General features: G+C 61.6%; 19 protein-coding genes. 10 read left to right on the forward strand and 9 right to left on the reverse strand.

The window, feature by feature from the left end; translation table 11 throughout:
• Positions 1-100: 100 nt before the first annotated feature.
• On the reverse strand, positions 101-1,882 hold the full coding sequence (locus NVV94_RS25060; protein ID WP_258444965.1) for a flavin monoamine oxidase family protein: 1,782 nt from the start codon (positions 1,880-1,882) through the stop codon (positions 101-103).
• Positions 1,883-2,091: 209 nt separating this feature from the next.
• Between NVV94_RS25060 and NVV94_RS25065 the strand changes: the two genes are divergently transcribed.
• Complete coding sequence (locus NVV94_RS25065; protein ID WP_258444966.1) at positions 2,092-3,498, forward strand: adenosylmethionine--8-amino-7-oxononanoate transaminase; 1,407 nt, start codon at positions 2,092-2,094, stop codon at positions 3,496-3,498.
• Positions 3,499-3,549: 51 nt separating this feature from the next.
• Positions 3,550-4,269, forward strand: coding sequence for a 16S rRNA (uracil(1498)-N(3))-methyltransferase (locus tag NVV94_RS25070; RefSeq protein ID WP_258444967.1), 720 nt, complete (start codon positions 3,550-3,552; stop codon positions 4,267-4,269).
• Here the strand turns inward: NVV94_RS25070 and NVV94_RS25075 are convergent.
• From NVV94_RS25075 to pilG, 7 genes are read right to left on the reverse strand one after another with little or no spacing between them, the layout of a single operon-like run.
• Positions 4,266-4,883 (reverse strand): hemolysin III family protein, encoded by a 618-nt coding sequence (locus NVV94_RS25075; protein ID WP_258444968.1) that lies wholly within the window; start codon positions 4,881-4,883, stop codon positions 4,266-4,268. The two genes, NVV94_RS25070 and NVV94_RS25075, sit on opposite strands and share 4 nt — an antisense overlap.
• Positions 4,884-4,942: 59 nt before the next feature.
• Positions 4,943-5,407: a chemotaxis protein CheW gene (locus tag NVV94_RS25080; RefSeq protein ID WP_258444969.1), complete on the reverse strand. Its 465-nt coding sequence runs from the start codon at positions 5,405-5,407 to the stop codon at positions 4,943-4,945.
• Positions 5,400-10,472, reverse strand: a complete 5,073-nt coding sequence (locus NVV94_RS25085) for an Hpt domain-containing protein (protein WP_258444970.1) — start codon at positions 10,470-10,472, stop codon at positions 5,400-5,402. Before NVV94_RS25085 ends, NVV94_RS25080 begins: the two co-directional genes overlap by 8 nt.
• Before the next feature lie 44 nt (positions 10,473-10,516).
• On the reverse strand, positions 10,517-12,565 hold the full coding sequence (locus NVV94_RS25090; RefSeq protein ID WP_258444971.1) for a methyl-accepting chemotaxis protein: 2,049 nt from the start codon (positions 12,563-12,565) through the stop codon (positions 10,517-10,519).
• Between the two features lie 17 nt (positions 12,566-12,582).
• Positions 12,583-13,122: a chemotaxis protein CheW gene (locus NVV94_RS25095; RefSeq protein ID WP_408733437.1), complete on the reverse strand. Its 540-nt coding sequence runs from the start codon at positions 13,120-13,122 to the stop codon at positions 12,583-12,585.
• Between the two features lie 11 nt (positions 13,123-13,133).
• Positions 13,134-13,499 carry a twitching motility response regulator PilH gene (gene pilH / locus NVV94_RS25100; protein WP_258444972.1) on the reverse strand — a complete coding sequence of 122 codons (366 nt, stop codon included), beginning with the start codon at positions 13,497-13,499 and terminating at the stop codon, positions 13,134-13,136.
• Positions 13,500-13,544: 45 nt separating this feature from the next.
• The gene (gene pilG / locus NVV94_RS25105) at positions 13,545-13,955 is read right to left on the reverse strand and encodes a twitching motility response regulator PilG (protein ID WP_258444973.1); all 411 of its coding nucleotides are present in this window, start codon (positions 13,953-13,955) and stop codon (positions 13,545-13,547) included.
• 320 nt (positions 13,956-14,275) lie between these two features.
• On the opposite strand from pilG, the gene gshB reads away from it, so the two are divergent.
• From gshB to NVV94_RS25140, 7 genes are all read left to right on the forward strand, one after another.
• On the forward strand, positions 14,276-15,229 hold the full coding sequence (gene gshB, locus NVV94_RS25110; protein ID WP_258444974.1) for a glutathione synthase: 954 nt from the start codon (positions 14,276-14,278) through the stop codon (positions 15,227-15,229).
• 106 nt (positions 15,230-15,335) lie between these two features.
• Positions 15,336-16,244 carry an energy transducer TonB gene (locus tag NVV94_RS25115; protein ID WP_258444975.1) on the forward strand — a complete coding sequence of 303 codons (909 nt, stop codon included), beginning with the start codon at positions 15,336-15,338 and terminating at the stop codon, positions 16,242-16,244.
• 62 nt (positions 16,245-16,306) lie between these two features.
• Positions 16,307-16,876, forward strand: a complete 570-nt coding sequence (locus tag NVV94_RS25120) for a YqgE/AlgH family protein (RefSeq protein ID WP_258444976.1) — start codon at positions 16,307-16,309, stop codon at positions 16,874-16,876.
• The gene (ruvX, locus tag NVV94_RS25125; protein ID WP_258444977.1) at positions 16,876-17,316 is read left to right on the forward strand and encodes a Holliday junction resolvase RuvX; all 441 of its coding nucleotides are present in this window, start codon (positions 16,876-16,878) and stop codon (positions 17,314-17,316) included. Before NVV94_RS25120 ends, ruvX begins: the two co-directional genes overlap by 1 nt.
• A gap of 54 nt (positions 17,317-17,370) precedes the next feature.
• Positions 17,371-17,877: a bifunctional pyr operon transcriptional regulator/uracil phosphoribosyltransferase PyrR gene (gene pyrR, locus NVV94_RS25130; protein WP_258444978.1), complete on the forward strand. Its 507-nt coding sequence runs from the start codon at positions 17,371-17,373 to the stop codon at positions 17,875-17,877.
• A 12-nt stretch (positions 17,878-17,889) separates the two neighbouring features.
• The gene (locus tag NVV94_RS25135; RefSeq protein ID WP_166361351.1) at positions 17,890-18,894 is read left to right on the forward strand and encodes an aspartate carbamoyltransferase catalytic subunit; all 1,005 of its coding nucleotides are present in this window, start codon (positions 17,890-17,892) and stop codon (positions 18,892-18,894) included.
• Entirely contained in the window at positions 18,891-20,162 is a 1,272-nt protein-coding gene (locus NVV94_RS25140; RefSeq protein WP_258444979.1) for a dihydroorotase, read from the forward strand. The genes NVV94_RS25135 and NVV94_RS25140 overlap by 4 nt, the downstream gene beginning before the upstream one ends.
• 99 nt (positions 20,163-20,261) lie before the next feature.
• Here the strand turns inward: NVV94_RS25140 and NVV94_RS25145 are convergent, their stop codons facing one another.
• Complete coding sequence (locus NVV94_RS25145) at positions 20,262-20,681, reverse strand: TM2 domain-containing protein (protein ID WP_258444980.1); 420 nt, start codon at positions 20,679-20,681, stop codon at positions 20,262-20,264.
• 248 nt (positions 20,682-20,929) lie between these two features.
• Here NVV94_RS25145 and NVV94_RS25150 point away from each other — a divergent pair, with 248 nt between their 5' ends.
• Positions 20,930-21,553: a C40 family peptidase gene (locus tag NVV94_RS25150; protein WP_258444981.1), complete on the forward strand. Its 624-nt coding sequence runs from the start codon at positions 20,930-20,932 to the stop codon at positions 21,551-21,553.
• Positions 21,554-21,580 lie beyond the last annotated feature (27 nt).

Raw genomic sequence — 21,580 nt, forward strand, 5'->3', positions numbered from 1 at the left:
CAGTACAACAGTTTGATGGCAGAACCGGCCCTTGTTCAGTGGCCGGTTCAGGCATGGCGCGATTGGACAATCGCGCCTGAGGAGGTGACGAAGGGCGTTATCAAGTCTTGGCGTCAGCTACTGACGCAGGCTTGGTTGCCGTCTTTTTGGCTGTTTCAGCCTTGGCCGGTGCTTTCTTCACTGGCACGGTGGTTTTCTTCGCCGCTGCGGTTTTTGCGTCCGGCTTTTTAACGGGCTGGGCTTTTACCGGCGCCTTTTTGATCGGCGCCGCCTTTACCGGCTCAATTCTGGCCTGCGGTGCAACGGGTGCAGCCACCGGTGTCGGTGCCACGGCCGCTGGTGGCACAGTCGGTTGTGGCGTTGCTTCTACGGCTTTCTCGACCGGTTTGCTGGCAGGTTTGTCCGAGCCGCCGAACAGGCTGGAGAAGAACCCCCCCTTGCTTTCCTTGGCCCCGACCGCAGCTGCGGCAGCAGCAGCTGGCGCAACCTTGGCCAGATCAGAGGATTTGCCTGCGGCCAGGTCCTGGACCTGACCAGCCGCCCGTTGACCACTGCGCAGCGCGCCTTCCAGCGTACCCGGGTACAGCGCGTCGGTATGCTCACCGGCGAAGACTACCCGTTGCACCGGGCGCTCCCACAGACGCCAGTATTTGCTGATCTGGCCAGGACCGAAGGCCAGATAGGCGCCACCGGTAGTCGGGTCGGTGCTGTACCGGCGGATCTCATAGCCGGTGAAGGCACCCCGCGCCTGCGGGTAAAAGGCGTGCAGGCGGATCAGCACCTGGTCAACCATCTGCTTGTCGCCAAAGGCCTGCAACAGACGGGCGTTATCGCCGGACAGGTTGATCACCACATTGGCCCCGCCCTTGAGGGCCGGCTCGATCCAGAGCATGCCCAGACCGGTGTTGCTGTAGATCTCGCCGGACAGGCGCGCCTTGCTTTCCCAGACCGGCGTCTTGAACTTGAGCATCACTTGATCGCGCCAGCCGTAGTTGGTGCCTTTGATTGCATTGAGGTGCAGCGTGTCCAGAGCCGGTGTCAGTTGAATCTTGTTCAAGGCACGCAGCGGCACCGCCAGCACGACGTAGTCGGCCTGATAGGCGACCGCGCCGACCTTCACGGTTACACCGTCCTTGTCCTGGGTAATCGCCGAGACCGGCGAGCTGGTCTTGATGGTTTTCAACTGCTTGACGAAGGCCTGGGCCAGCACCGGACTACCGCCAGGCAATCGCGCCGCACGCAGGTCTCGGTCGCTGATACCACGGTAGACTCGGGTCTGCTGTGCAAAGTACAGCAGCGACAGGCGCGAAGGTTCATCATAGCGAGTACGAATCTGCTGGTTGATCAGCTGGCGTGCCGTTTTCGGCAACTGCAGCTTCTCCAGCCAGGTCGACACGTTGATCTGGTCAAGGGCGAACAGGGTGCTGTTGGCTGCCGGATTCTCCGGGTCGCTGATGGAGCGGGCCAGGTCGTCCAGCGTCTGTTCGTAGCGTTTGAGTGCTTCGGCGGTAGCCGGCTGCCTGGTTGCCAGATCTGCGGCAGTGAAATGTTCACCATCGATCAGATAACTGTGAACCCGGACAAATTCCGGCGCCGGCAGGGTCGTCAGCTTGAACGTGTCCAGGTACTTGTTGAGGATCGGTTGGGCCTTGCTGTTGCCGATCCATTCGCTGGTGGCCAGCCCCGAGCGCCCACCCAGGCTCGTCCTGGCTTCAAGCAGCGTCACTTGCCAGCCTTTGTTCTGCAGCTCGTAGGCCGCCGTCAGTCCCGACAAACCACCACCGACAACGATTGCCGTCGGTTGTTGGTCCTTGCCCAGCGCCGCAACGCTGAACAGCCCTATCATCACCAGCGCACAGGCGCGCAGCCAACCAGCAGACATTTGGCGAACTCCGGATCAAGGGGAAAATTCCCCCGAAAGGTCAAATAATCGCGCAGGATACGCCACGCTCCGAGGCCCTGCCAGCAGTGAACTCAGGGCGTTCGCAAAGCATAGTTTGGTATTGGTGGGTTGTCCCGTGGCCGGGCATTGCATAGGCTTGCGCCATCGTTTGCCGAGCACGTCCAACCGTTGCTGCCAGGAGAGAAAAAATGGGCCTCAATAACCAGTGGATGCAACGCGACCTCGCGGTCCTGTGGCACCCCTGCACCCAGATGAAAGACCACGAACAACTGCCGCTGATCCCCATCAAGCGCGGCGAAGGCGTCTGGCTCGAAGACTTCGAGGGCAAGCGCTACCTCGATGCCGTCAGCTCCTGGTGGGTCAATGTGTTCGGCCATGCCAACCCGCGCATCAACCAGCGGATCAAGGATCAGGTCGATCAACTCGAGCATGTCATCCTGGCCGGTTTCAGCCATCAACCGGTGATCGAACTGTCCGAACGCCTGGTGAAGTTGACGCCCGAAGGGCTGACCCGGTGCTTCTACGCCGATAACGGCTCATCGTGCATTGAAGTCGCGCTGAAAATGAGCTTTCACTATTGGGTCAACCGCGGCCAGCCGGACAAGAAGCGCTTCGTCACCCTGACCAACAGCTACCACGGCGAAACCATCGCCGCGATGTCGGTGGGTGACGTGCCCTTGTTCACCGAAACCTACAAGGCGCTGCTGCTCGATACCATCAAGGTACCCAGCCCCGATTGTTACCTGCGCCCCGAGGGCATGGGCTGGGAAGAGCACTCGCGGAACATGTTCGTGGCCATGGAGCAGACCCTGGCCGACCATCACGCCAGTATCGCCGCGGTGATCGTCGAACCCCTTATCCAGGGTGCCGGTGGCATGCGCATGTACCACCCGGTTTACCTCAAGCTGCTGCGCGAGGCCTGCGACCGGTATGGCGTGCACCTGATCCACGACGAAATCGCGGTAGGCTTTGGCCGTACCGGCACGATGTTCGCCTGCGAACAGGCCGGTATCCGCCCTGACTTCCTTTGCCTGTCCAAGGCACTCACCGGCGGTTACTTGCCACTGGCGGCCTGCCTGACCACTGACGAGGTTTATAGCGCCTTCTACGACGATTATCCGACCCTGCGCGCCTTCCTGCATTCGCACAGCTATACCGGCAACCCGCTGGCCTGCGCGGCGGCCCTGGCGACCCTGGATATCTTTGAACAAGACAACGTCATCGAAAACAACAAGGCCCTGGCCCAGCGCATGGCCAGCGCCACCGCGCACCTGGCCGACCATCCGAACGTTGCCGAAATTCGTCAGACCGGTATGGTCCTGGCCATCGAGATGGTCCAGGACAAGGCCAGCAAGACCGCCTATCCGTGGCAAGAGCGACGCGGCCTGAAAGTCTTCCAGCACGCGCTGGAGCGCGGCGCCCTGCTTCGCCCCCTGGGCAGCGTGGTGTACTTCCTGCCGCCTTACGTGATTACCCCTGAGCAGATTGATTTCCTCGCCGAAGTCGCCAGCGAAGGCATCGACATCGCCACCCGCTCGGACCTCAGCGTGGCGGTCAATGCCCAGTTCCATCCGGGCTTCCGCGATCCAGGCTAACCCCATTTCAGGGCGCAGCGATGCGCCCACCTTTTTTTACAGAGTCAGACCATGAGATTGTCCCGCTTTTTCATCGATGCCCACCTGAGCCTGGGTGAACAGGAACTGCCCGAAGCCCAGGCCCACTATATCGGCCGGGTGTTGCGCATGGCCGAAGGCGATGCCGTGCAATTGTTCGACGGCAGCGGCCAGGAATACCGAGGCCAATTGCTGGAGGTCGGCAAGAAACGTGTGCGGGTTCAGCTCAGTGAGCAATTCGCGGGTCAGGTTGAATCGCCCTTGCACATTCATCTCGGCCAGGGCCTGTCCCGTGGCGAGCGGATGGACTGGGCGATTCAGAAGGCCACGGAGCTGGGTGTCAATGAAATCACCCCGATCGTCAGCGAACGCTGCGAGGTTCGCCTCAAGGACGAGCGCGCAGACAAACGCCTGGCCCACTGGCGGCAGATTGCGATCAGCGCCTGCGAACAGTGTGGTCGCTCAAAAGTACCGGTGATCCATGCCCCCTTGATCCTGAGCGACTGGCTCAAGCAGAGCGATGCCGAGCTGAAACTGGTTCTGCACCCAGTGGCCGAGCCGCTGGTCAGCCATGCGAAACCCGCGAGCCTGGCTTTTTTGATCGGCCCCGAAGGTGGCTTGACCGATAACGAAGTGGACCAGGCCAAGGCGGCCGGATTCCACGCCGCTCGCCTGGGCCCGCGCGTATTGCGCACCGAAACCGCTCCGGTGGTCGCGCTGGCGGTTGCCCAGCAACTCTGGGGGGATTTCTAAAGCACGTAAAAAAAAATCGCCACGAAGTGCAGCAGGCTCCCGGCGATGACAAACAAGTGCCAAATGCCATGCCAATGCCGGAAACGGCTGTCATAGGCAAAAAAGATAATACCGACGGTGTAGAACACCCCGCCCGCGGCCAACCAGGTGAACCCTGCCAGGCCAAGGGCGGCCAGCAGCGGCTTGACCGCAACCAATACGATCCAGCCCATCAGCGCATAGATGATGATCGACAACACCCGCGCTTCAGAGCGCGGCTTGATTTCCTGAAGCATGCCGATCAACGCCAATCCCCAAACCACCCCGAACAAACTCCAGCCCCAGGGGCCACGGAGCGTGACCAGGCAGAACGGCGTGTAACTACCGGCAATCAACAAATAGATCGACAGATGATCGAGCTTGCGCATGATCACCTTCGCTCGCCCCTGCAAGCTGTGATAGACCGTGGAAATGCTGTAGAGCACCAGCAAGGTAACGCCATAGATCGCCATGCTGACGATCTTCCATGGATCCCCTTGCAGGCTCACCGCCACCAGCAGCCAGACAACCCCGATAAAAGCCAGCACGGCACCCACCAGGTGGGTCCAGGCGTTGAAACGCTCGCCGTGGTACATGCGGTCATGTCCTCCTGAGTATGCCTCTCGCGTTCCCGTGCTCCGCGTGGGAACGAGGTTCAAGCCAGCCCCGCTTCCACCAGCAACTGCTCCAGGGCAACCAGATCCGGCACCCTGGCCACCTGCTCGCCGACTTGCACGGCTGCCCGCTCCAGCGGTTGCAGCGGCACATCTACATAGTTCAATTGGCTATCGAGCTTGCACGAGCGAGGAATACCCTGGAGCAACAAGGCGATGAAGCGCAGCGGGCTCCCGCCCAAGGCGTTGAGCACGACGATGCGCGCCCGCTCGCCGATCACCGCCTGCCCCGTACAGGTTGCCTCGAAGCTGATCAGGGGCACCTGCTGGTTGCGCCAGCTGATCCATCCAAGACACCAGGCGTGTTCGGACGGCCCCGCCGTGGCGGCCTGGTAGCCGATCAGCTCGGCGACGGCAACGTTCGGCAACAGCAGACAGCGGTCGGCAAGTGGCAACAGCAACCCGGTCAAACTGCTGCGCGTTGCCCCCGACAGATGATCAAGCATGGCTTCTGCTCCACTGGGCGATGCTCTCGAGCAGCACCGACTCCTGGTAGGGTTTGCCCAGGTAGTCGTTGACACCGACGGCCATGGCCCGGTCCCGGTGTTTCTGTCCGGTACGCGAGGTGATCATGATAATCGGCAAGTCCTTCAGCCGAGCATCGCGACGCACCTGCGCCGCCACTTCAAAGCCGTCCATGCGCGGCATCTCGATGTCCAGCAGCAGGATGTCCGGGATGTGTTCCTGCAGCAAGGCCATGGCATCGACACCATCCTTTGCAGTCAGTACGTTCATGCCATGGCGTTCGAGCAGCCGGCTGGTCACCTTGCGCACCGTTACCGAGTCGTCGACCACCAGTACCAGCAAAGGCCTTGGCTGTTCGAGATCGGCAACACGTGTCGGCACAGATTCACCGCGCGACAAGACCTGTGCACCATGCCGGGCCTGATGCACACGAATCTGGGCGAGCAGATCGAGAATCAGCACGACGCCCCCATCGCCCAGGATGGTTGCGCCGGAGAGCCCCTGCACGGCGGCGAATTGCGGCCCCAGGCTTTTGACCACGATCTCGCGCGAGCCAGCTACCGCATCGACCTGGACCGCAAACTGTTGGTCATGGGAATGCACCAGCAGCACTGGCAGCGGCAAGCTCTGGCCGAGCAATCCGGGTTGGCGGGTGCCTTGCAACAACTCTCCCAGGTACCGCAGTTCATAGCTGTTGCCGGCGTACTCATAGCGCGGGGGATCGAGCTGGTAGTACCCCTCGAGTTCGGCCGGCAGCACCCTGACGATGCCTTCGATGGTGTTCAAGGGAATGGCGTATTGCTCTTCACTGCACTGCACCATCAAGGCGCGGTTGACCGAGACGGTGAACGGCAGACGAATCAGGAAGCGTGCACCCTTGCCCGGGACCGAGTCGATGACCATCGAGCCACCCAGTTGCTTGACCTCCTCGGCGACGACGTCCATGCCCACGCCGCGGCCGGATATCTGCGTTATCTTCGGCGCCGTGGAAAAACCCGGCTGGAGGATGAACTGCATCACGTCGTAGTCGCTGATTTCAACCGAGGGGTCGAGCAAACCCCGCTCGATCGCCTTGCGCCGAACGGCCTGCAGCGGCACACCGGCACCGTCATCGGTCATTTCGACGACAATGTCGGCGCCCTCATGCAGCAGGTTCAGGGTTATCAGGCCCTGCTCCGGCTTGCCAGCGGCCAGACGCACCTCGCTCGACTCCAGCCCATGATCGACGGCGTTACGCAGCATGTGTTCGAGCGGAGCGATCATGCGCTCGAGAACGCTGCGATCGATCTCGCCTTCGACGTTGCCGACCACGAACTCGACCTGCTTGCCCAACTCGCTGGACACCTGCCGGACGATACGCTGCAGGCGCGGCACCAGACGCCCGAAGGGCACCATGCGCGTACGCATCAGGCCTTCCTGCAGTTGCGTGTTGACCCGTGCCTGCTGCGCCAGCAAGGCCTGGGCTTCCTGGCTGCGTGCGGCCAGGGTTTCCTTCAGGTCAAGCAGATCGGAGGCTGACTCGAACAGGGCCCGCGAGAGTTGCTGCAGCTGCGAGTGGCGGTCCATTTCCAAGGGGTCGAATTCTTCATAACCCAGACGCTCGGCATCGACCCGCTGGTGACTGAGAATCCGCCCCTGGGTCTCGGTGTCGAGCCGGCGCAATTGATCGCGCATCCGTTCGATGGTGGTTTCCATCTCGTTCAAGACAACCTGCGCATCATTGACCTGCTGCTCGATCCGCCCCCGGAAGATCGAGGTCTCTCCCGCCAGGTTACCCAGGTCGTCGAGCAAGTCGGCCGCGACCTTGACGATGTCCGTCTGCCCTCGCTCCGGCGCCGCGGCGCTGTCCTGCGCGGCAGGCGCAGGCTCGGCCAGGGGTTGCGCTTCTGACGCGGCCGGGCTGCTGAAGCTGCGGATACAGTCGATCAACGCCGTGGCGGCAATCACCGGCTGACGCAGGCGCACCGCATCGAGCATATGGGCCAGCCGGTCATGGCAATTCTGCAGCAAGCTGAACAGCTCCGCGCTGGGCTGCAAGCGCCCGGCCGAAAGGCTTTCGTAAAGAAACTCCAACTCGTGGGCGAGATCGCCGATGGGGGCGATTTCGACCATCCGCGCCCCGCCCTTGAGGGTGTGCAGGTCACGCAGCAGGTTTTCCACTTCCAGGCTGTTACGCGGCTCGGCCTGCCAGCGCAGCAACGCAGCACCGGCGCTTTCGACTATCTCGAAACCTTCCTCGAGGAAGATATCCAGCAATTCATTGTCACTCGACGACCCACCACTTTCGCTCGCTGCCGGCCCTGCGCCCGACGCCGGTGGCCTGGCCTGCGCAGGTGGCGACTGGTTGTCCCCCTGGCGAAATGCCCGGATCGCCTCGATCAACGCGGCCGGCTCGCTCAATGGCTGGCGGTTCTGCAGTTGATCAAGCATCTGCGCCAATCGGTCGTGGCTGTTCCGCAGCAAGTGGGCCAGTTCGCCCGAATGACTATAGCGCCGGTCGACAAGGCCCTCGTAGAGGCTCTCCAGTTCATGACCAAGATCACCGACCGGGCCGATTTCAGCCATTCGCGCACCGCCCTTGAGCGTGTGCAGGTCTCGCTGCAATGCAGACAGCGGCACCGCGTTATCCGGGTCCAGCAACCAGCGCTGCAGGGCCTGGCCTGCGTTTTCAAGAATATCCACGGCCTCTTCGAGGAAGATCGAAACAATCTCGTCGTTGATTTCGGCGCTCGACACATCGCCGCCAGCAAGGCCGGCAGTGGCCGTGGACAGTTCGGTAATCGTCACGGCCTGCTCGCCGTTGCGCTGAATCAGGCCGGTGGCCGAAGGATGCAAGCCCTCTTCAAGCAGATCGCGCAAGGCATTGACCCGATCGGGCCGGGCATCGACTTCCTGGCCCGCCGCCAGTTGATCAAGCATGTCGATCAAGGCTTCGTGGGCACTTTCGGCTTCATGGAAGAAGCGCTCGCTGACGGCCAGGCTGCTTTCTTCCACCGCACCGTAAAGGTCCAGCAATCCCTCGCACAACTCATCGACCTGGGCCAGGTCGGCCAGATGAGCAGCCTCGCCCAGGGTAGTCAACTCGTCGAGCAGGGCTGTCAATTCCTGACGCTCGCCCGGATGCTGCTGCCAGCGGCGCAGTAATGAGTCGGCATCGAGCAGGATATCCATGCCTTGGGCAAGAAATCCGGCGATCAATTGCGGATCACGCTTGAGGCGCAGGCTGCTGCTCGGTGCATTCAAGAGGGCGTCGAGGCGTGAGGCTACTCTTTGCTCGATCCGCTCGATCAGCGCCGACGCGCCGTCGATGGGGGTCAACGGGTCGCTGGACAGTTGGCCAAGGCCCTGGCGCAGCAGGAGCTCGGCCGCTTGCAGCAATGAGATCTCTTCGCTTTCGAAAGCGATCATATGGGCCTTGAACTCTCTTGCCAGCCTGTCGAGCGCCGTGGCCAGCTCGGCAATCGGCAGCACGCCGGCCATGTAGGCGCTGCCCTTGAGCGTGTGCAAGGCACGCTGCAAAGGGTCGCTGACCATCAACGGCAACTGCGCTGGTGTCACATGCAGGTAGCGGTCTAGGCTGGCCAGATGGCCAAGCGCCTCGTTGCGGAAAATTTCCAGGAGTTGCGGATCGATCGCGCCCTTGGCTGCTGGCGCCTGGGCCAGCGCCGCTGGTGCAAGCGGCTCACCCTTGGCCAGAGCGTGAGCGCGCGCCGCCAGCAGGTCGACGTCATCACGCTGACGTTGAATGGGGATCTCAAGCTCGACGGGCTCATAGCCCAGGTCGGCCAGCCCCTGCTCGGCGACATCGAGAACCTGCTCGCCCGATGACTCAGGATCGTCGCTCAAGCGCTCCAGATAATATTCGATGCCGGTGATCGCATCGGCCAGGCTTTCGAGCTCGGCCCCTGCCGGCCGCCCCTTGCCGGTCAGCAGGTGAGCCTGGATATAGTCATTGCAGGTTCGCAAGAGTGCGGCTGCACGATGCAGTGGAATCATCGCCAGTGCGCCGCGAATCTGCGTGAGCAGTTCCGGCAGCGGCAACAGGCGCTGTCGATCCCAGCCCGAATCGATGTAGTCGACAATCAAATCCTTGGCTTGCTGCAGGCCAAAGCGCGCCTCCTTGATAACCAACTGATATATCAAGGTCATATCGGTGGTCGGCAGCTGGCTTTGCTCCCGACTGGCCTGCTCGCTAAGCCCCACCATGCCCGCCAGCGTCGCCTCGACATAGAGCAAGGCACCGGCAACATCCATCAATACCGAATCGCTGGGCTCGCGGTGCCCCTGGGCCAGGCCCTGAACCACCGCCAGCTGATCGATGATGACCTTGCGCGGCTGGCCGAAGCCCAGCACCGCCAGGGTATCGGCGATTTGTCGTAGCGGCGGCAGCAGATTGACCAGCTCGCCGGTGTGTTGACGGTCACTGCGTACGAACAGGTCCAGGTGCTCCTTGACCCTGACCAGCTCCTCGCAGAGGGCGGCCAGCACCGAACGCATCGCATCACGGTCAGGCCCCTGCAAACGAGCATGCTCATCATCGACGACCGTGGGTTGGACCAGTAATGGCGGCGGCCCCATTTCAGCGAGTTGACTGGCACCTGAATCCGACGGGGTCAGCATCGTCAGACTGAAAAGGCTGGCCTGCGAAAGCGGTATTTCGCCCCGGGCACTACGCAACTCATTGAGCAAAGGCAGCACTACCAGCGGCAAGTCGCGTCGGGCGCTCTGTACCTGCTCCAGGTAGTCAGGCAGTTGCACCATGGCCTTGAGCAGCCATCTCATCGCTTCAGCCTGCCGTGACACCTTGCCATGACTCAGCGCCTGAGCCAGCTTTTCCATTTCCTCGGCAAGCAGGGCCGCACCATAGAACTCGACGATCTGCAGGCTGCCATGGACTTGATGCAGGAAATCGAGGCACTGCCCGATCCCGTCTGGAGCCTGAGCGTCAGCGGCATAGGCTTCCAGCCCCTGGCGGGCCAGTTTCAGCGTTTCGGCAATCTCGCCTTTGACCCACTCCAGGGCGACATAGTCGTGCCGATCAGCCATAACGACTCCAGTAATGATTCATACCTGCTCCCACCGCGCGCCGATCAGCGCGCGTCCTGAGCCTGTGGCAAGGTGAAACCGGACACCGAACGGCGCATTTCGCTGGCCATTTGTGCCAGGTTGCCAATGCTTTCCGCCGTTGCCGTCGAACCGGACGAGGTCTGCGTAGTGATCTGCTGGATCACTGTCATGGTATGAGAGATCTGTCCCGCCGAGGAGGTTTGCTGCTGTGCGGCATTGGAGATGCGCTGAATGAGCTCGGCCAGGTTCTGCGAGACGCCCTCGATTTCTTCCAGTGCGACACCGGCATCCTGGGCCAGGCGCGCACCGCGAACGACTTCGGCGGTGGTCTGTTCCATGGAAATCACCGCCTCATTGGTATCGGCCTGGATCGCCCGCACCAGGGTTTCGATTTGCCGCGTTGCCGAAGAAGAGCGTTCTGCCAGGCGTTGAACTTCGTCAGCGACCACCGCAAAGCCTCGCCCGGCCTCCCCGGCCATGGATGCCTGAATAGCCGCGTTGAGGGCCAGGATGTTGGTCTGGTCGGCAATATCGTCGATCAGGCTGATGATATCGCCGATTTCCTGAGAGGACTCGCCCAGGCGCTTGATCCGCTTGGCGGTATCCTGAATCTGCTCGCGAATGTTGTCCATGCCGTGAATGGTGTTGTGCACCACTTCATTGCCTTTGTTGGCGATGGTGACCGAGCGCTCGGCAACCTTGGCCGACTCATAGGCATTGGCCGAAACCCGGTCGATCGATTGAGCCATGTCGCTGATAGCCATCGACGCTTCGCTGATTTGCTGAGCCTGATGCTCCGATGCGCGCTCCAGTTGCCTGGCCGTCGCTTCGGTATCCTGTACTGCAGCGGCCACTTCTTCGGCGCTGAGGTTGATGGTCGCCACCAGGTCGCGCAACTGGTCGATGGAATAATTGATCGAATCGGCGATAGCACCGGTGAAATCCTCGGTAACCGAGGCCGTCACCGTCAGGTCACCATCGGCAAGCTCCCCGATCTCATCGAGCAAACGCATGATCGCGTGCTGGTTGCGTTCGTTCTTCTGGGCGGTTTCACGCAACTGCCGATGGGTCTCGCGGACCATGACCAGGCCGATCATGATGATCGACGCCAGCGCCACCAAGCCGAGGATATAACCACTGATGGTGTCCAGTGAGCGCCCGCTGGCGAGGTTCTCGAAACTGTTGGCCAGGTGCGAGGCTTCGTCGAGCAGGGTCTGCGAGAGGCTGAAAATGTTGCTGGCCGATTCGCGAACCTGGAACAGCTCCGGCGAGGTCTCGAGGATTTCGTCCACGGAACCCGAGACAAACTGGAACAGTTCGGCAATCTCAGCCAGGCGCGCCCTGGCGTCAGGGTCCTGAACCTGCGTGACCTTGATCGCCGGATTCCCGCCCAGCATGCCATCGAGTACCTGGCCGAACCGGGCTGCGTCGCGACCGAAGGCATCAGCAGCCTGGACGGCTGTTTCATCCCCTGACAGAACGGTATTCACCGAGCCCAGGATGCGTTCGGCCAACAGCGCCTGGCGTTGTGCCACCACCACTTGGGCTGCCGGTGCGCCCCGTTGCAGCAGGATTTCGACCACTTTCTCGTATTCTATCTGCAGCTGCGGCACGGTTTCGGCCAGCGTTGCAGCGACCTGATGCAGCGACAATACGGTCTGTTCGCTTGCCAGAATCACGTCGGTGTTCTTGCGCAGGCTTTCCCAGTCGCGCTGAACGGCGCGCATTTCCTCGCGTACCGGCTCCGGGGCAGGCGGCAGGCCAGTGCTCGGGTCACCTTTTTTCAGGTAGCCCCAGCGTTGCTCGAAATCGTTTCGCGCATCGCTCAGTAGCTTGAATGCCTGGGCCTTGCCGGCCGCCGCCTCCGTGGCATTCTTGGCAATGCGCTGTGACAGCACGCGCAGTTCACCGGCATGGCCGATGTATTGCTTGTCGTAGTTGGACTGGGTGTTGAGCCAGGCAAAATTGGCGAACAGCAGAATGATGGAAATGATCAGGGCGATGAACAACCCTGCGATCTGCATGCTACTGCGCGAGCCTTGCCACGGTGTGCCGGTCTTTGCCTTGATCATTACCTTTCTCACGACTCTTAGCTTGCCACATCGAGGAACCCCGGCGCCTGCACCAGGGCGAACAGACTGAATACGCCCCAGGTCCGGTCCCGCTGAAAATGCCCTTGAACGAAGGGTGCCATGCCTGCCTGTACCGTAGCTGGCGGCGAGAGGTCCAGGCCGTGCAGCGCAAAGTGCTGCAGGCCGAGGACTTCATCAACCATCAGGCCGGCGAAGATTTCGCCATGATCGACCACCAGAACGCGTCGCTGCTTGCGCAACACCGATAACTCATGGCCAAAAAAACCGCACAGGTCCATGACCGGCAACAATCGCCCACGCAGATTGGCCACGCCCATCACCCAAGGCTTGACCCCGGGAATAGAGCTCAAGCGTGGCTCATGCAACACTTCGGCAACTTCACCCATGGGCGCCACATACCAATGGTCGGCGATGCGAAAACCGATGCCGCTCCAGGTTTCCAGGCGCGATTCCTGCGAAGGCAGGTCCGCCGCCAGCAAACGGCAGCGTCGGTCGATGTCCAGCAGCAGCTCGAAGGCAGTCTGCGAAGGCCCCATCGGCAGCGCCGTCAGCCTGCCAGCACTGCATTGAGGGTCGTGACCAGGGTCTCTTCCTCGACCGGTTTGGTCAGATAACCCTTGGCACCCTGGCGCGTTCCCCAGACCTTGTCGGTTTCCTGGTCTTTGGTGGTGATGATGATCACCGGGATCGAGCTGGTCTGCGGGTCCTTGGTCAATTGGCGAGTGGCCTGGAAGCCATTGAGGCCAGGCATGACGATATCCATCAGCACCGCATCGGGCTTTTCCTGCCTGGCCAGAGCCACGCCATCGGCACCGTTCTCGGCCTTGAGGACCTGATGCCCGTGTTTCTCGAGCATTGCAGTCAATTTGTACATTTCAGTCGGCGAATCATCGACGATCAGAATTCGAGCCATGCTGTTCCCCATACGGAAAAGACGCGGCGACCTGGTCGCCATACGTCAAGGTGCGTGTTGTTCTTCTGCGACGAACCCTGGCACATGGGCCTTGATTGCGCCAAGCAGTTCTTCCTTGCTGAAAGGCTTGGTCAAAAACTGATCAGAGCCCACTATTCGGCCCTTGGCCTTGTCGAACAAACCATCGCGCGAAGACAGCATGATCACCGGGGTCGCCTTGAAGGCACTGTTGTTCTTGATCAAGGCGCAGGTCTGATAACCATCGAGCCGCGGCATCATGATGTCGACAAAAATGATTCCAGGGTGATTATCGGCGATCTTGGCCAGGGCATCGAAACCATCGATGGCCGTGATGACCTCACACCCGACGTTTTTCAACAGCATCTGCGCAGTGCGGCGAATCGTCTTCGAGTCGTCGATCACCATCACCTTCAAGGCTGTGGAATGCTGTTCCATGATTGATCTACCATCGCCTGAGGAGCGGGGCTTGCCCGCGATAGGCCGGGGTCGCGTTCGACCAACGGGAACACCCCGACTGGCCAGGTTTGCGGTTGCATCAAAACGTGTGCGCAGAGTGCTTGCCGAGCCTTTTTAGCACACTCTCCCGGTGCATTCCATCAACCCGGAATCAACGCCTGCAGCGCATCCGGCGGCCCAAGCGGGGCTTGCGGTTTTTCCTTGACCGCAAGCCAGCCGAGCGCCACCCTGACGCCACTTTTATTCGAGTCACTTTTTGTTCTTGCCACTGTGGCCTTGCCAACGAGAGGAATTACCCCATGAGCGTTCGCCTCGGGATTGTCATGGACCCCATTGCGCGCATCTCCTACAAGAAGGATAGCTCGCTTGCCATGTTGCTCGCCGCCCAGGAGCGCGGCTGGTCGCTGTTCTACATGGAAATGCAGGATCTTTACCAAAGCGCCGGCCAGGCACGCGCGCGGATGCGCCCACTGAAAGTCTTCGCCGATCCGGAGTACTGGTTCGAGCTGGAAGCCGAAAGCGACGCCGCCCTGGGCGACCTGGACGTGATCCTGATGCGCAAGGATCCACCCTTCGATCTGGAATTCGTCTACGCCACTTACCTGCTCGAGCAGGCCGAGGCCGCAGGCGCGCTGGTGGTCAACCGGCCGCAGAGCCTGCGCGACTGCAATGAAAAGCTGTTCGCCACCCTGTTCCCGCAGTGCACCCCGCCGACCGTGGTCAGCCGTCGCGCAGACATCCTGCGCGAATTCGCCGCCCAGCAAGGCGATGTGATCCTCAAGCCGCTGAACGGCATGGGCGGGGCATCGATCTTTCGTCATCGCCCGGGCGATCCGAACCTTTCAGTGATTCTCGAGACGCTCACCGCCCATGGCACCCAACAGATCATGGCCCAGGGCTACCTGCCGGCGATCAAGGATGGCGACAAGCGCATCCTGATGATTGATGGCGAGCCGGTGCCTTATTGCCTGGCGCGCATTCCGGCGGCCGGAGAGACCCGCGGCAACCTGGCAGCCGGTGGCCGCGGCGAAGCACGCCCACTCACCGACCGCGATCGCTGGATCGCCGAGCAAGTCGGCCCGGCGCTGCGTGAAAAAGGCTTGCTGTTCGTCGGCCTGGACGTGATTGGCGAGCATTTGACCGAAATCAATGTCACCAGCCCGACCTGCATACGCGAGATCGACAATGCCTTCGGCACCCGAATCGGCGTGCAGCTGATGGATGCCATTGATCGCAAGCTCAAGGCCCGCTGACGCACGACACAGGGAAAGACCGCGCAGTGCGCTATCATGCACGCCCTTTTCAACTGGGGCGTGTGCGCTGCCGGCTTTCCCTGGCTGCATGGCTGCTGGATATTCAATGACTCTTTCTGCCGACCTTCCTCCCGAACTCTCCCACGCTGGCGTGCGCCCGGCGGATCGGCTCGGTTTTGCCCTGTTCATCGCCGCCTTGCTGCACCTGGCGCTGATCCTGGGTGTGAGCTTCTCCTTGCACACGCCCAAGGAAATCAGCAAGACCCTGGAAATCACCCTGGCGACCTTCAAGAGCGAAACCGCGCCGAAGAAGGCGGACTTCCTGGCCCAGGAAAACCAGCAAGGCAGCGGCACCCTGGACAAGAAGGCCCTGCCGAAAACCACGGAAGTGGCGCCTTTTCAGGACAGCAAGATCAACAAGGTGACGCCTCCCCCTGCCGCCAGGCCTGAACCTGAAGTGCAACCGCAGAAACCCAAGGCTGCGGTCGCCACCAAAACGCCGAAGCCGCAGAAAGTCGAAACCAGGCCCAGGCAGGACGTCAAGCCGGTTGAGAAGCCCAAGGCTGTAACGCCGGACTTCGACAGCTCGCAGCTCTCCAGCGAAATTGCCAGCCTTGAAGCCGAGCTGTCCAATGAACAACAGCTTTACGCCAAGCGCCCGCGCATTCACCGCCTGAGTGCAGCCTCGACCATGCGCGACAAGGGCGCCTGGTACAAGGACGAATGGCGCAAGAAAGTCGAACGCATCGGCAACCTCAACTACCCCGACGAAGCCCGCCGCCAGCAAATCTACGGCAGCCTGCGCCTGATGGTCTCGATCAACCGCGATGGTTCCTTGTACGAAGTACTGGTGCTGGAATCTTCCGGGCAACCGCTGCTGGACCAGGCCGCCCAACGTATCGTACGGCTGGCAGCGCCCTTCGCGCCCTTTACCGGCGATCTGGCCGATATCGATCGCCTGGAAATCATTCGGACCTGGCGCTTTGCGCGCGGGGACCGGCTTTCGAGCAATTGAGAGAAATAAATCAGCTATTTCCTCGCTTGTCAGGCTGCCTGCCCGAAGCCACACTAGTAAGCATGAAGAACGTCAGCCCAAGCTACCTCAAGCATCAATTCCTGATAGCCATGCCGCACATGGCTGATCCGCATTTTGCGCAAACCTTGACCTACATCGTCGAGCACACTGCCAATGGCGCCATGGGGCTGGTGGTCAATCGCCCCCAGGAGCTGAACCTGGCGGATATCCTTGAGCAACTGCGGCCAGATATCGAGCCTCCCGCGCGCTGCCTGGATGTACCGATCTACATCGGCGGCCCGGTGCAGACCGATCGCGGCTTCGTCCTGCACTCCAGCGGCCAGACCTTTCAAGCCACCATCGATCTGGGTGGCTTGTCGCTGTCGACCTCGCAAGACGTACTGTTCGCCATCGCCGATGGCGTCGGCCCCGAGAAAAGCCTGATCACCCTCGGCTACGCTGGATGGGAAGCCGGGCAACTGGAAGCCGAGCTGGCCGACAACGCCTGGCTCACTTGCCCGTTCGCCCCCGAGATCATCTTCGATATGGCCAGCGACCAGCGCCTTGATGCGGCTGCCAAGCGATTGGGCATCCAGCTGAGCCTTCTCACCAGCCAGGCGGGTCACGCTTGATGGCAGAGTTGCGGTTATTACTGGGTTTCGATTACGGCACCAAACAAATCGGCGTGGCAGTTGGCCAGGTCATTACCGGGCAGGCCCGCGAGCTTTGCACGCTCAAGGCCCAGAACGGCGTGCCCGACTGGAACCAGGTCGAGGCGCTGATCAAGGAATGGCAACCCGATGCCATCGTGGTCGGCCTGCCCTTGAACATGGACGGCACTCCCAGCGAGATGAGCGCCCGCGCAGAGAAATTCGCCCGGCGCCTCAATGGCCGTTACAACATCTCCGTCCATACCCACGACGAGCGCCTGACCACCTTTGAAGCCAAGGGTGAGCGCATGAACCGTGGCGGCCAGCGCGGCAGCTACCGCGACAACCCCGTCGATGCCATCGCCGCGGCGCTGCTGCTGCAGGGCTGGCTGGAAGCCAATGCCGGGCAGTTCACTTCCTGACATACGATTTTCAAACCGGGCGTGATTCGGCGCCCGGCCTTCCGAGGAGCTAGCATGAGCCTACCCAATCCCGCTGACCTGATCAGTCAGATGGCCACTGACCTCAACGCCTATCTGGCCCGTCGCAGCATCACCGAGCCACGCTATATCGGTATCCGGACCGGCGGCGTATGGGTTGCCCAGGCCCTGCTTGAAGCGCTCGGCAGCGACTCGCCGCTGGGTACGCTGGATGTCTCCTTCTACCGTGATGATTTCAGCCAGAATGGCTTGCACCCTCAGGTCCGCCCTTCTGAGCTGCCCTTCGAGATCGAAGGCCAGCATCTGGTCCTGGTCGACGATGTGCTGATGAGCGGCCGGACCATTCGCGCAGCGCTCAACGAACTGTTCGATTACGGCCGCCCGGCCAGCGTCACGCTGGTCTGCCTGCTGGACCTGGACGCGGGCGAACTGCCGATCCGGCCAAATGTCGTCGGCGCCATGCTGTCACTGCCAGCCAACCAGCGGGTAAAATTGTCCGGCCCCGCGCCGTTCCAACTTGAAATCCAAGACCTCGCCCTTTAAGAGTCCATTGCGATGACGCCTATCGACGCCAAGCGCCCGCTGCAGCTCAATGATCAGGGCCAGCTGCGCCACTTTCTCTCGCTCGACGGTTTGCCCCGCGAGCTGCTCACCGAAATCCTCGACACCGCAGACTCGTTCCTCGAAGTCGGCGCCCGGGCGGTGAAAAAAGTCCCGTTGCTGCGCGGCAAGACCGTCTGCAATGTGTTCTTCGAGAACTCCACCCGCACTCGAACCACTTTCGAACTGGCCGCCCAACGGCTGTCGGCCGATGTGATCACCCTGAACGTTTCGACCTCCTCGACGAGCAAGGGTGAAACCCTCTTCGACACCTTGCGCAACCTTGAAGCCATGGCGGCGGACATGTTTGTGGTACGTCACGGCGATTCAGGCGCGGCGCACTTCATCGCCGAGCACGTGTGCCCGGAGGTGGCGATCATCAACGGCGGCGACGGCCGCCATGCACACCCGACCCAGGGCATGCTCGACATGCTGACCATTCGCCGGCACAAAGGCAGCTTCGAGAACCTTTCGGTGGCGATCGTCGGCGATATCCTGCACTCGCGGGTGGCACGCTCGAACATGCTGGCACTCAAGACCCTTGGCTGCCCGGATATCCGCGTGATCGCCCCGAAAACCCTGCTGCCGATCGGTATCGAGCAATATGGGGTCAAGGTCTACACCGACCTGGAACAAGGCCTGAAGGATGTCGACGTGGTCATCATGCTGCGCCTGCAGCGTGAACGCATGCAGGGTGGCCTGCTGCCGAGCGAGGGTGAGTTCTACCGCCTGTTCGGCCTGACCACCGCGCGCCTGGCCGGGGCCAAGCCCGACGCCATCGTCATGCATCCGGGGCCGATCAACCGTGGCGTCGAAATCGAGTCGGCAGTGGCCGACGGCGCCCACTCGGTCATTCTCAACCAGGTTACCTATGGCATCGCGGTCCGCATGGCCGTACTGTCCATGGCCATGAGCGGCCAGACCGCGCAACGTCAATTCGAGCAGGAGAACGCCCAGTGAGTCTCAGCATTCTCGGCGCCCGCGTCATCGACCCCGCCAGCGGCCTGGACAAAATCAGCGACCTGCATGTCAGCGAAGGCAAGATCGTCGCCATCGGCGCCGCACCGGCCGGTTTCAGCCCTAGCCAGACCCTCGAAGCCCACGGGCTGGTGGCTGCACCCGGCCTGGTCGACCTGAGCGCCGCGCTGCGCGAACCCGGCTACAGCCGCAAGGGCACCATCGCCAGTGAAACCCGCGCGGCCGCCGCCGGTGGCGTCACCAGCCTGTGCTGCCCACCACGGACCAGGCCGGTGCTGGACACCTCCGCCGTGGCCGAACTGATACTCGACCGCGCCCGCGAGGCCGGTCACTGCAAAGTGTTCCCGATCGGCGCCCTGAGCAAGGGCCTGGAAGGCGAACAGCTGGCCGAACTGGTCGCCCTTCGTGACGCCGGCTGCGTCGCCTTCGGCAATGGCCTGAACAGCTTCCAGAACACCCGCACCCTGTGCCGGGCCCTGGAGTACGCCGCAACCTTCGACCTGACCGTGATATTCCACTCCCAGGACCGCGACCTAGCCCAGGGTGGCCTGGCCCATGAAGGCCCCACCGCAAGTTTCCTCGGCCTGCCGGGTATCCCCGAGACCGCTGAAACCGTGGCCCTGGCCCGCGATCTGTTGCTGGTCGAGCAGAGCGGGGTGCGCGCGCACTTCAGCCAGCTGACCAGTTTCCGCGGCGTTCAATTGATCGAACAGGCCCAGGCCCGTGGCTTGCCGGTTACCGCCGATGTGGCGCTGTACCAGTTGATCCTCACCGACGAAGCCCTGACCGGCTTCTCCAGCCTCTATCACGTCCAGCCGCCCCTGCGCACCCACGCAGACCGCGAAGGGCTGCGCGCAGCGGTGAAATCAGGCGTGGTCCAGGCGATCGCCAGCCATCACCAGCCGCACGAGCGCGATGCCAAGCTTGCCCCGTTTGGCGCCACGGAGCCTGGCATCAGCAGTGTCGAGCTGCTCCTGCCGCTGGCTTTGACCCTCGTGGAAGACGGCCTGCTCGACCTGCCAACCCTGCTGGCGCGCCTGAGCAGCGGTCCGGCTGCCGCCCTGCGCTTGCCTGCCGGCCAATTGAAAGTGGGTGCTGCTGCCGACCTGGTGCTGTTCGACCCGGCGGTTTCGACGGTTGCCGGTGAGCAGTGGCTGTCCAAGGGTGAGAACTGTCCGTTCCTCGGGCATACGTTGCCGGGGGCGGTGCGTTATACCTTGGTGGATGGACATATCAGTCATACCAGCTGAAGGCCCTTCGGGCCTTAATCGCTGGCAAGCCAGCTCCCACAACGCCGAACCCCGTGGGAGCTGGCTTGCCAGCGATCGAGCGCGCAAGCGCTTGCAACATCAACGACGCTGGGCGTTCTTCAATGACACCTGATCATTGAGCGTCCAGAAGTCATACAAAACCCCCACCAGAAACAACCCGCCCGTCAGCAGGTAGATGATCCCGCTGATCCACTTGCCCTGGTACATCCGGTGCACGCCGAAAAGCCCCAGGAAGGTCAGCAGAATCCAGGCCACGTTGTAATCGGTTGGCCCTGCGTTAAAACGCAGGTCCGCTTCACGATCCATCGCCGGAATCAGGAACAAGTCGATCAGCCAGCCAATGCCGAGCAGGCCCAGGGTGAAGAACCAGAGGGTCCCGGTCACCGGCCTGCCATAGTAGAAGCGGTGAGCGCCGGTAAAGCCAAAAATCCATAGCAAATACCCTATGACCTTGCTGTGCGTGTCCTGCAATCTGACGTCCTGTTGATAACCGTTCATTTCCAGCCCCTGCGGTTTATAGAGAAATTTTCTAAAGAAATATGTGACTTTTGTGTGGCGAGCCGACGTGTGGTCCTCGGAGCCTTCGATCCGCGCAAACGCTTGTCCTGCCTGACTTGCACGCTGAATCGGCCCCTGATACAGGCACCTTGATCACTTTTCGCCACCCATTCGAAACGACAGACGGAACAAAAAGTGACCACAAAGCTGATATAAAGTTTCGCGCCAACCAACATGAGCCCTGCCTAATGCGTCCATTTTTCAAGACATGGCTAACTATTTGCCTATTATTGCCCCTGGCCGCCCACGCCACTAATCGTGAGCAACGCTTACCCACCGGCTTCAGCGGCTACACCGCAAAAACCAATGCTGCGTACACCTATAAAAAGAGCACCAGCACCGCGGTCAAGAATGCCCCGCGCGCCACTGCCCCCGGCACTGTCGCACAGATGTCGGCCAAACAGAGCAGCAACGTACTGAGCCGCGCCGTGAACGTGCTCGGCACCCCCTATCGTTGGGGCGGCAGCAGCCCAAGCAAGGGCTTCGACTGCAGTGGGCTGGTGAAATACGCCTTCCACAACATCGACGAAGTGGACCTTCCGCGCACCTCCAATGCCATGGCCAGCGGCCACGGCCTGAAGGTCGATCGCAAGGACCTCAAGCCAGGCGACCTGCTGTTTTTCAACATCAAGAGCCGCCGCGTCAATCATGTGGCTATTTACCTGGGCAATGATCGCTTCATCCATGCACCGCGTCGGGGCAAGTCGGTGACCATCGACACCCTGAACAAGCCGTACTGGAAGAGCCACTACGTGGTTGCCAAACGCGTGCTGCCGACCGAAGAGAAAACCCTGCGCCTGAGCCAGCGCTGATCGCCCCACCCCGAGCCGAACGCCCAG

The organism is Pseudomonas sp. LS1212, assembly GCF_024741815.1.
Lineage (GTDB): Bacteria > Pseudomonadota > Gammaproteobacteria > Pseudomonadales > Pseudomonadaceae > Aquipseudomonas.

Coding starts and splice junctions, on each gene's coding strand:
- NVV94_RS25060 (WP_258444965.1), bottom strand. CDS start 1,882: ATGTCTGCTGGTTGGCTGCGCGCCTGTGCGCTGGTGATGATAGGGCTG.
- NVV94_RS25065 (WP_258444966.1), top strand. CDS start 2,092: ATGGGCCTCAATAACCAGTGGATGCAACGCGACCTCGCGGTCCTGTGG.
- NVV94_RS25070 (WP_258444967.1), top strand. CDS start 3,550: ATGAGATTGTCCCGCTTTTTCATCGATGCCCACCTGAGCCTGGGTGAA.
- NVV94_RS25075 (WP_258444968.1), bottom strand. CDS start 4,883: ATGTACCACGGCGAGCGTTTCAACGCCTGGACCCACCTGGTGGGTGCC.
- NVV94_RS25080 (WP_258444969.1), bottom strand. CDS start 5,407: ATGCTTGATCATCTGTCGGGGGCAACGCGCAGCAGTTTGACCGGGTTG.
- NVV94_RS25085 (WP_258444970.1), bottom strand. CDS start 10,472: ATGGCTGATCGGCACGACTATGTCGCCCTGGAGTGGGTCAAAGGCGAG.
- NVV94_RS25090 (WP_258444971.1), bottom strand. CDS start 12,565: ATGATCAAGGCAAAGACCGGCACACCGTGGCAAGGCTCGCGCAGTAGC.
- NVV94_RS25095 (WP_408733437.1), bottom strand. CDS start 13,122: ATGGGGCCTTCGCAGACTGCCTTCGAGCTGCTGCTGGACATCGACCGA.
- pilH (WP_258444972.1), bottom strand. CDS start 13,499: ATGGCTCGAATTCTGATCGTCGATGATTCGCCGACTGAAATGTACAAA.
- pilG (WP_258444973.1), bottom strand. CDS start 13,955: ATGGAACAGCATTCCACAGCCTTGAAGGTGATGGTGATCGACGACTCG.
- gshB (WP_258444974.1), top strand. CDS start 14,276: ATGAGCGTTCGCCTCGGGATTGTCATGGACCCCATTGCGCGCATCTCC.
- NVV94_RS25115 (WP_258444975.1), top strand. CDS start 15,336: ATGACTCTTTCTGCCGACCTTCCTCCCGAACTCTCCCACGCTGGCGTG.
- NVV94_RS25120 (WP_258444976.1), top strand. CDS start 16,307: ATGAAGAACGTCAGCCCAAGCTACCTCAAGCATCAATTCCTGATAGCC.
- ruvX (WP_258444977.1), top strand. CDS start 16,876: ATGGCAGAGTTGCGGTTATTACTGGGTTTCGATTACGGCACCAAACAA.
- pyrR (WP_258444978.1), top strand. CDS start 17,371: ATGAGCCTACCCAATCCCGCTGACCTGATCAGTCAGATGGCCACTGAC.
- NVV94_RS25135 (WP_166361351.1), top strand. CDS start 17,890: ATGACGCCTATCGACGCCAAGCGCCCGCTGCAGCTCAATGATCAGGGC.
- NVV94_RS25145 (WP_258444980.1), bottom strand. CDS start 20,681: ATGAACGGTTATCAACAGGACGTCAGATTGCAGGACACGCACAGCAAG.
- NVV94_RS25150 (WP_258444981.1), top strand. CDS start 20,930: ATGCGTCCATTTTTCAAGACATGGCTAACTATTTGCCTATTATTGCCC.